8 protein-coding genes, 1 tRNA gene and 2 pseudogenes are annotated in these 9,038 nt (G+C 51.2%); 9 read left to right on the forward strand and 2 right to left on the reverse strand.

Annotated elements, in window-relative coordinates; all coding sequences use genetic code 11:
* Both IR141_RS11340 and xseA read left to right on the forward strand, forming a co-directional pair.
* Positions 1-399, forward strand: a pseudogene (locus IR141_RS11340) (IS1595 family transposase); the annotation flags it as partial.
* Positions 400-527: 128 nt separating this feature from the next.
* A complete protein-coding gene (xseA, locus tag IR141_RS11345) occupies positions 528-1,880 on the forward strand; it encodes an exodeoxyribonuclease VII large subunit (RefSeq protein WP_135037328.1) in 1,353 nt (450 codons plus the stop codon).
* A 103-nt stretch (positions 1,881-1,983) separates the two neighbouring features.
* Here xseA and IR141_RS11350 read toward each other — a convergent pair.
* A tRNA-Glu gene (locus IR141_RS11350) sits at positions 1,984-2,059 on the reverse strand.
* A 118-nt stretch (positions 2,060-2,177) separates the two neighbouring features.
* On the opposite strand from IR141_RS11350, the gene IR141_RS11355 reads away from it, so the two are divergent.
* Complete coding sequence (locus IR141_RS11355; RefSeq protein ID WP_135037332.1) at positions 2,178-3,077, forward strand: recombination-associated protein RdgC; 900 nt, start codon at positions 2,178-2,180, stop codon at positions 3,075-3,077.
* A gap of 450 nt (positions 3,078-3,527) precedes the next feature.
* On the opposite strand, the gene IR141_RS11360 is transcribed toward IR141_RS11355, so the two are convergent.
* Positions 3,528-3,770, reverse strand: coding sequence for a hypothetical protein (locus IR141_RS11360; protein WP_135037335.1), 243 nt, complete (start codon positions 3,768-3,770; stop codon positions 3,528-3,530).
* Here IR141_RS11360 and dcd point away from each other — a divergent pair.
* From dcd to lepB, 6 genes and pseudogenes are all read left to right on the forward strand, one after another.
* Positions 3,751-4,317 (forward strand): dCTP deaminase, encoded by a 567-nt coding sequence (dcd, locus tag IR141_RS11365; RefSeq protein WP_135037338.1) that lies wholly within the window; start codon positions 3,751-3,753, stop codon positions 4,315-4,317. The genes IR141_RS11360 and dcd overlap by 20 nt on opposite strands.
* Positions 4,318-4,725: 408 nt before the next feature.
* A complete protein-coding gene (locus IR141_RS11370; RefSeq protein ID WP_135037341.1) occupies positions 4,726-5,286 on the forward strand; it encodes a DUF1440 domain-containing protein in 561 nt (186 codons plus the stop codon).
* Between the two features lie 74 nt (positions 5,287-5,360).
* On the forward strand, positions 5,361-6,017 hold the full coding sequence (locus tag IR141_RS11375; RefSeq protein ID WP_135037344.1) for a hypothetical protein: 657 nt from the start codon (positions 5,361-5,363) through the stop codon (positions 6,015-6,017).
* A 614-nt stretch (positions 6,018-6,631) separates the two neighbouring features.
* Positions 6,632-7,489, forward strand: a complete 858-nt coding sequence (locus tag IR141_RS11380) for a folate-binding protein YgfZ (protein WP_135037347.1) — start codon at positions 6,632-6,634, stop codon at positions 7,487-7,489.
* A gap of 300 nt (positions 7,490-7,789) precedes the next feature.
* Positions 7,790-7,924, forward strand: a complete 135-nt coding sequence (locus IR141_RS13885; protein ID WP_255518825.1) for a hypothetical protein — start codon at positions 7,790-7,792, stop codon at positions 7,922-7,924.
* Between the two features lie 636 nt (positions 7,925-8,560).
* Positions 8,561-8,839 (forward strand): annotated as a pseudogene (lepB, locus tag IR141_RS13565) (signal peptidase I); the annotation flags it as partial.
* Positions 8,840-9,038 lie beyond the last annotated feature (199 nt).

Here is a 9,038-nt window from a genome sequence, read left to right on the forward strand (position 1 = left end):
CAGAGGAACGCTTAGACAACCCGTCTTTGGTATTTTCGAAAGAGACGGCAGGGTTTATACCGAAATCGTTCCTGATTGTAAAAAGCAAACACTTCAAGCTGTTATATTGGGAAAGGTCTCTCTGGAGAGTGTTTTTATTCTGATAGCCGGCGCGGTTACAGCGGCCTGGTCGATGCCGGCTACTCTAAACATTTGCGCGTTAATCACGGACAAAATGAGTTTGCGGATGGTACCGGGCACATCAATGGTATTGAAAGCTTCCGGAGTTTTACCAAACAAAGGCCCGCCAAATTCAATGGCGTAACCAAAAACTTTGATTTGCACCTGAAGGAATGCGGATGGCGATGGAATCGAAACTCTGATGAACTGAGTCACCAACTTTGGGGGCTTTTAAAGTAAATTTATATAAAGCTGCCAGTCTAGAGCCTTGTTATTGTTTTTCGCTGCACGGCTGCATCTCCCGCCCTGTATGGAAAGAAACCGATTCGCTATATAATGCCGCCCTAACTTTTTTAAAACACCCTGCCATGTCCAAACTGTCCTCCTCTGCCATTTCCGTTTCCGAATTGAACGCTTTGGCCAAAAACCTGCTGGAAGAAAACCTGTTCGGTCTGTGGGTGGCAGGCGAAGTGTCCAACCTCACCCGCGCTGCCAGCGGGCATTATTATTTTTCGCTCAAAGACAGCCGAGCGCAGGTGCGCTGCGCCATGTTTAAAGGCACAGCGGCAAAACTGGCCGCTCCACTGAAAGAAGGCAGCCACATCGAACTGACCGGCCGTATCGGCATTTATGAAGCACGCGGCGAGTTTCAGATTAACGTTAGTGAAATACGCTTAAACGGCTTGGGGCAACTCTACGAAGCCTATGAAAAGCTGAAAACCAAGCTGCAGGCCGAAGGTGTGTTTGCCGCAGAGCGCAAAAAAACGCTTCCCGCCCATCCGCGCACCATCGGCATCGTAACCAGCCTGGCGGCAGCCGCCCTGCGCGATGTAGTGTCCACCCTGAAGCGGCGCGCACCGGAAATCCCCGTATTGGTTTACCCCACTCCCGTTCAGGGGGCGGGCAGCGGGCTGCAAATCGCCCAAGCCGTTCAGACGGCCGCAGCGCGCAATGAGGTAGATGTACTAATCGTATGCCGGGGCGGAGGCAGTATTGAAGATTTGTGGTCGTTTAACGAAGAAGATGTGGTGCGCGCCATTGAAACCTGCCCGATTCCGGTAGTGAGCGGCATCGGCCATGAAACCGATTTCACGCTGGCCGATTTCGTTGCCGATAAACGCGCCCCCACCCCCACCGGAGCGGCCGAGCTGGTCAGCCCCAACCGCTTGGAATCGCTGTACAAACTGACTCAGGCACAAGGCCGTCTGAAAACCGCCTTACAGCAGCGCTATTATGATGCCAGCCAAAAAACCGACTGGCTTGCCCGCCAAATCCGCCCCCCGCAACAGAAATTAAACAAGCAGCGCACTCAACTACACACGCTGGCGCAATCACTGCACTTTGCCATGCAAAACCACCACCGCTTCAATACACAACGGCTTTCCCGCCAACAGCAGCAACTAGCCTATCTGCGCCCCAATATTTCCGGTACCGCACGCGATATACAAAATTTTCAGACGGCCTTAAAGCAGCATTGGAACACTCTATTCGCCAACCACACACAACGGTTGGAAAAACAGGCCGCCCTGCTCGAAGCCGTGTCGCCGCAACATATTCTCGAACGCGGCTTTTCAGTAGTCAAAAACAGCCGCGGCCAACTCATCCGCAGCGCAGCGGCGTTGAAGCAGGGGCAGAAACTGCATATCGCGTTTGCCGATGGAGAAACCAATGTGCGCGTTACCGGTGAAACAGCGCAACCGGATTTATTCGATTACACATAAACACACTGCGCCGCAGCTGCCAAATCAGAAAAAAGCCCGAATTCTGCGGATCCGATAAAATAAAAAATCAAGCTCTTCACAATATGCAAAAAGCTTGGGAAGCTGGCACGCCCACGGGGATTCGAACCCCGGTTGCCGCCGTGAAAGGGCAGTGTCCTAGGCCTCTAGACGATGGGCGCTTAATTGAATGCGCACTATACCTATGCAGGTTGTGTTTGTCAATCAAACAAGTGTGTCTGCCTTTCAGACGGCCCTTGCCTGCTGTATAATGTTGCAGTTTCACTTTAGGAAAATGCTATGTGGTTCAAACAAATCAGCTTTTATCCTTTAAATAAAAACAAACTACCCGATTTGGAAACGCTGGCGGTCAAGCTGGCCGAAGCGCAATTCGCTCCCTGTTCGGGCTTGGACTGGTTCAGTGAAGGCTTCAGCTCACCCGTTTCTTTTTTGCCGGAATCTGTTTTTCCTGCCGACTACACTTGGCGGGTAACGCTGAAAAAAGAAGAAAAAGTGCTGCCGGCGGGCGTGATCCGCGATATTTTGGACGAACGCGTGGCCGAGATTCAAAACACTGAAGCACGCAATGTGGGGCGCAAAGAAAAACAAGAATTAAAAGAACAGATTACCGATGACCTGCTGCCCCGCGCCTTCACCCGCAGCAGCCAAACCCAGGCCGTTTTCGATATTAAACACGGCTATTTGTTTGTGAACAATGCGTCTGCAACCAAAGCCGAAAATATGCTCACCAAACTGCGTGAAGCATTGGGTGGCTTGGAGGCAGGCCTGCCCCATACCAAACAGTCGCCGGGCAGCTTGATGACCGGTTGGCTGTTGCAGGGCGCGGCCGAGGGCGGCTTCGAGCTTGACAGCGACTGCGAACTCAAAGGCACCGGTGATGTGGCGCCGGTGGTAAAAGTGTCGAAGCAGGATTTAACTGCTGACGAAGTTGTACAACACGTTAAAAACGGCAAAACCGTTACCCAGTTGGGCTTGGTGTGGCGCGAACAGATTGCGTTTGTGCTGACACAAGATTTCACGCTCAAGCGTATCCGGTATCTCGATGTGTTGCAGGAGGAGGCTGAAGGACACGGAGACGATGCGGCCAGCATGGCTTTCGCTTCGCAGATTCTGATGACCGAATCGTTGAGCACTATGTTGGAAGAGCTGGCGGGTTATTTGGGCGGCTGGCAGGATTAGTTTTCAGACGGCCTTATCCTTCACATGCAGGCCGTCTGAAAGGCGGAAACATGGATTTTGAACGGTTATGAGCTTCAACAGGATGACACCGCCGGAATGTTTTTCAGCCTATGCGGCCGTTTTGCTGCCGTGGCTTTTGTCCGCGGTGGCTTTGGAAACTCCGGTAATGTCGGTAGAAGGCGGGTTCACTATTTTATGGATGGGCTTGGGAACATTCTGCGCTTGGCTGCCTTATCTGCTCCGTGGGCGCGCCCACCCTGCCGCTGTTGCAGCGGCCGCAGCCGTATCCGGTTTGTGGTTTTGGCTGCTATTGGCGGAGTTTACAGCCGGATACCGGGTTTATCGTTTTCAGGAAACTTATCAGGGGCACAGTGAAACATTATTCGTTGTGACCGGTTCCGCCATATTGCTGCTGATGTGTGGAATGCTTGTGGTTGCCGTTGGGCCTGCCTATCTCCGCCGCTCGGCGTTGTCTGCGGCAGCGGGGGCGGCGCTGCACAGTATGGCGGTAATGGTTTTGATGTTTGCGGCATGGTGGATTTTGCCTTTCGGTATTTTCGGGTAGCCTTTGCCGGCCGGCCCGAAAGCTGCCGCCGTGTTTCGGAAGGCTTGCTTCCAACGCTCCCTGTGTTTTTCGATTTTCCAATCTACCCGAGTTTTTAAGGAAATAACCATGTCGATTAAATCAGACAAGTGGATTCGCCGCATGGCCGAACAGTACGGCATGATCGAGCCGTTCGAGCCGAACCAGATCAAAGAGCAAGGCGGCCGCAGAATCATTTCATACGGCACCTCGAGCTATGGCTACGATATCCGCTGCGCCAATGAATTCAAAATTTTCACCAACATCAACAGCACCATTGTCGACCCCAAAAATTTCGATCTGAAAAACTTTGTTACCGTGGAAGACGACTGCTGCATTATCCCGCCCAATTCTTTCGCGCTGGCACGCACGGTGGAATATTTCCGTATTCCCCGCAGCATATTAACCGTGTGCTTGGGCAAATCTACCTATGCCCGCTGCGGCATTATCGTCAACGTTACCCCGTTCGAGCCGGAATGGGAAGGCTATGTTACGCTGGAATTTTCCAACACCACTCCTCTGCCCGCCAAAATCTATGCCGGCGAAGGCGTAGCGCAAGTGTTGTTTTTCGAAAGCGATGAAGTGTGCGAAACCTCGTATAAAGACCGTAACGGCAAATATATGGGGCAAACCGGCGTTACCCTGCCGAAAACCTGACCCGGCATTTCTAAACCAAGCGTTTTCAAATCTTGAGGCGCAGTTCGGGTCGAAAATATTTATTCCCCACCGCCTTCTGGGTTGAATTTGAAATGCCGCCCTTGCCGGAGAGAATCAAACGTTTTTGTTTCGAACAAAAGAGATATCCGAACCAAGCTGCTTGTGAAGAAAAGCGTTTTAAAACCAAATGCGAATCCCGAGAGCGGCCGGTTTCCGGCAAACCGGAATGGGTATTTCAGTTTGTGCCGTTTACATGGCAATGCAGGCTGCTGCAATCTTTTATATGGTTTTAGAGTAGGCAAAACAGGCGGTATTGCCCGCTTTTGCTTTCAGACGGCCTGGTGTGGGTAACTTATCTGTATCTAATCCGTCATAAGCAAGATAACTACAAAAAAAGGATTATCTAGTATGACCAAATTATGCGCTTCTCCCGCCAACCGGAAAGTCATTCTCTGGACCACCCTGATCGGCGGCTTTTTCAGCTCGCTGGTGAAGTGGGGATCCGAGGTGAATATGCCGCCGCGCATGCCCGGCGAAATTTCCCCTCCGGGAGCCAATATTGATGCCTGGCTGGGCTGGCTGGGCTTCAACCAGCATTCGCTGGACTACACGTTTCAGGGCAACAGCATTTTGGGGGCGGTAACGCTATACCATTGGCTGTTCAGCTTTGTGTTTGCATTTGTGTATGTGTGGATTTCGGCCTATTGGCTGAAAATCCGCCTGTGGTACGGCGCGTTTTACGGCATTGTGATCACCGTGGTGATGCACGGCCTGCTGATTCCGATGTTCGGCTTCCGTAACCCCGCGTATGCCGATGGTGCGGTAGGCTGGATGTGGAACCTTAACGCAGCCGAGCATCTGAGCGAGTTTTTCGGCCACATTTATTGGTCGGTATCCATCGAAGTGTGCATGATTGCCGTGCTGGCTTATTATGCGCGACCGATTAAGGGCGATTGGGTAGAACGCTAACCGCTGTTTAGATACTGACAGTAAAAAGCGGGGCTTTACCCCGCTTTTTTTACCGCCGGCCTAAAGCAAACAGTTTGTTTCCGCTCAATCGACTTTCATCGCCGGCATTTAAACACAAGCCCAATCAAGCCTTTATGCCTTGCCCACAAAAGCTGTGGATAACTATGTGGAAAGTTTGTGAAAACAGTGTATTTCCCCCGAAAAATCGGGCTTCAGCCACCATTGCACAAAAATTAAGCCATAATTTAAATTATATATTTATCAAAAGTTTATTATTATTTTTAAGTTGTCAAGCATTCCGGCGGCAACGGTTGTTTCATCTGGCGCAGTTTGTGTGGATAAAAAATCAACCGATGGACAAAACAGATAAAAGCAAGCTGCTTCTGACACGGGTTTGCGCATTTTTAGGCCGTCTGAAAAAAAACGCTATGGCGGGTACACCATTTTGCTGGAAAAACCGTGCAATCGGCAGCGGCATAATCATCAAACTTTTCAGCAGGTGGAGGCAGCACTCAGCAAAGCCTCAGCCATGTCGGCATGACCGCCCTGCGGCCAATCAACCCATACAACCATCAAGAGCAAAATCAGAACATTCTCAATTAACACGCGCAAGCGCGCACACTACCATCAGCAGGTTGCCGATACAGCCGGATTCCCCTCCCCACACATCCAAACCGTTGAACATCATTCACCTTTCCCGCTCCGGCAATCATGCCGAAACATGGCTGTAGGCATGATTGGGTTTCAGCACATCGGCAACCGGGCACGGGCAATCGACTGAAACACCAACATATCGCCAATCCGCGAACATAAACACAGCCCCAACCCTACACACAGCCCAACAAACAGGCAATACTGTAATCATGCTACAGCGGTTCGGATTAGGCCATACTGCCCATGAAGACGATAAACTTACCCACCCTCATCAATTATGTGCGGGCAGACTGTCTGGAGCCGGCAACACAACCTATGCCGATAACGCCCGACACCGAAGCAGCCATAAAAAGCATAACAAATATAAGTTGGCGCGACCGTCTGAAAAAAACACAGCAAAACCCGCCGCACTTCAACGAAACACAGTTATAGCCGTTTGAGCCCGTCCGGCAAACCAAAATATTTTCCCGCCGCAATGCCATCACGGACTCAGCCCGACAAAAGCAAAACACAAGCGGCTGTACAAATTGTGCGAAACCTTTTGGTTCCGTTTCAGCGGCTTGCACAACCTTTCTTCAACCCAAGCAGGCCGGCGCTGCATACATTTAAATTCAATCCACAACAACACAGCCCTTTAAGCCGCACAGCACAGCAGTTAAAATGCAGGCTGCACATACAGAGGATTTCCACCATGCAAACCCGCTTACCGTTTTTCAGCCTGATCCGCGCCAGCGGCAGCGACCGCTTCGCCTTTTTACACAGCCAGCTTTCCAACGACATCAACAACCTGCAACACGGCGCAGCCTGTTACGCCACCTACAACACCCCCAAAGGCCGCGTAATTGCCAATATGCTGGTGCTCAACTGCGGCGAATACCTGCTGCTGGCGCTGGCTGCCGATTTGGCCGAAACCATAACCAAACGCCTGCGTATGTTTGTTTTGCGCGCCCAAGTTGTGCTTGAGCCGCTGCCAAACTTTGCCGTTGCCGGCGAACTGCCGCCGCAAATCCCGCCACAGCCTGCATCAGAACCCACCCACGCATTTACCGCCGAAGAACAAAACAGCGTGTGGACGGTTACCTTACCCCACCGAGGCCGTCTGAAAATCGGCCCCGCCGCCGCCCTGCCCGAATACCATGCCGCAGCCGAAAACAGCTGGAACACACACGAAATCCTCAGCGGCTACCCCTGGATCAGCGCCGCCACCAGCGAAAGCTGCGTTGCCCAAATGCTCAACCAACACACCATCGGCGGCATACATTTCAAAAAAGGCTGCTACCCGGGGCAGGAAATCATCGCCCGCGCCCAATACCGGGGCCAAGTCAAACGCGGCTTGACCATACTTGAAAGCAGCGCGCCCGCAACCGCAGGGGCAACAGTGCGCAGCGGCAGCGAAGAAGCCGGCATCATCATCAACAGCGCAACGGCAAGCAGCGGCAGCATCAATTTGGCCGTGATAAAATTTTCCGCTGCACAAAATCCCTTAACCGATGCCCGCGGCACCCCCCTAACTCTTGAGCGTACATTTTTTCCATCCGATCACAATTAATGTTTGCCGCGCCTGCTTATGCCGTCCGGCCGGGCGTATCGACCCAACAGCACCCTTGCATCCATCACAGAAAACACCGTTCCGATTGATCAAACAAACAGCGCAAACTTTTCAGACGGCCAACCTCGAAAAATGCCCGTATCGATTGACAAACCAAACGGTGTAAACTTTTTACACAGCCTGCTGCAAAATACCCGCGCCGATTAAAAAACAAATGGCGCGGTTTTCAAGCAGCACATTCGGCCGTCTGAAAACCGCGCCACAACCGAAACCCAAACCGAAAAAACCGGCATGTTTCAAATGAGAATACACACCGACAGCGCCCGTAAAATACATCTGATACTGAACTTTTGGCCTCCGCTTTTATTCTGCGGCACCAGCATCACCGAGCTGAGCGATGATTACAGCTACATGAAAGCCAGCCTGAAAGACTAGAGCAACACCTGCAACATACATAGCGCACAGTTTTCCGCTGCAGCCTGTTTGTCCTAATCAATGCGCCCTATTCAGCCATGCTCAACGGCGTGATAAGCAAACGGTATAATGATTTTATATTGAAAAATGCTCCAAGTGATATAGGAACATTAATAAGAGCTACCGATTAACCCACTGCACCTACGATAACCAGTATGACTGACTCTAAACTAAGAGGAGCAAATTCTAGCTGCATGTATGTAGGTAATTCAAAATAAAGAGCAAAGTTCATTATTTGAACCTCCTTATTCAATCACACTTAAATCTAAGAAGACTCCTAACTGAACTCCCCCAAGTCAGACACCCTCCCCGATGTCTGAGGTACAGTTTTTTTGGCAAAGTATCCAAACGAATTCAAATTGAAAGCCGTGAAATACCCTCTGCAGGCATGGTAAAAACACACTGCCAACGTTTTTTCTCTAAACCGCGCTGCCGTGCGCAAACGGGCATTGCGTTATATTCTCCACGAGGAGGGCAGCATCGGCCTACGGTCAGACATCACCATTTATCCTTATTCAAAACTATCAGGAAAACACACCGCAATACGGCGTGATTACCATCGAGACCCAAGTTTTTCAAGAAACCATAGGCACACACCATTTCGAAGTGCTGAAAATCGCCGGGCAGCCCAGCTTTCTGCCGCAAGGCGTACGCTCCGATTTCCCTAACCGGCAAAGCTGCGAATATGCGGAAGACGGCTCATGGTTCCGCTGCACCGTGCCCGAAGGCCATTATTTCATGATGGGCGACAACCGCGACAACAGCGAAGATTCCCGTTACTGGGGCTTTGTGAGCGACAAATTGATTGTCGGCAAGGCTTTCTTTATCTGGATGAACTTCAGCGACATCAGTCGAGTAGGCACCCGCATACAGTAATCGGAAAGAAAAGATTACATGACGGCCGTCTGAAAATATGTTTCAGACGGCCTGTTCCTGTTTGCGGTGGTACCTTGACGGTTTGAATCCCAGCCCGAAAGGCGGGCAGCCTGTGGAGAAACCAAACTGGCCAAGATGTGCAGGACGGAAAATCTGTAAAAAAGCTCAAACAACCTGAAACCGTTAAAAAAGCCAGGCA

Source organism: Neisseria sp. 19428wB4_WF04 (assembly GCF_015235335.1).
Classification (GTDB): domain Bacteria; phylum Pseudomonadota; class Gammaproteobacteria; order Burkholderiales; family Neisseriaceae; genus Neisseria; species Neisseria musculi.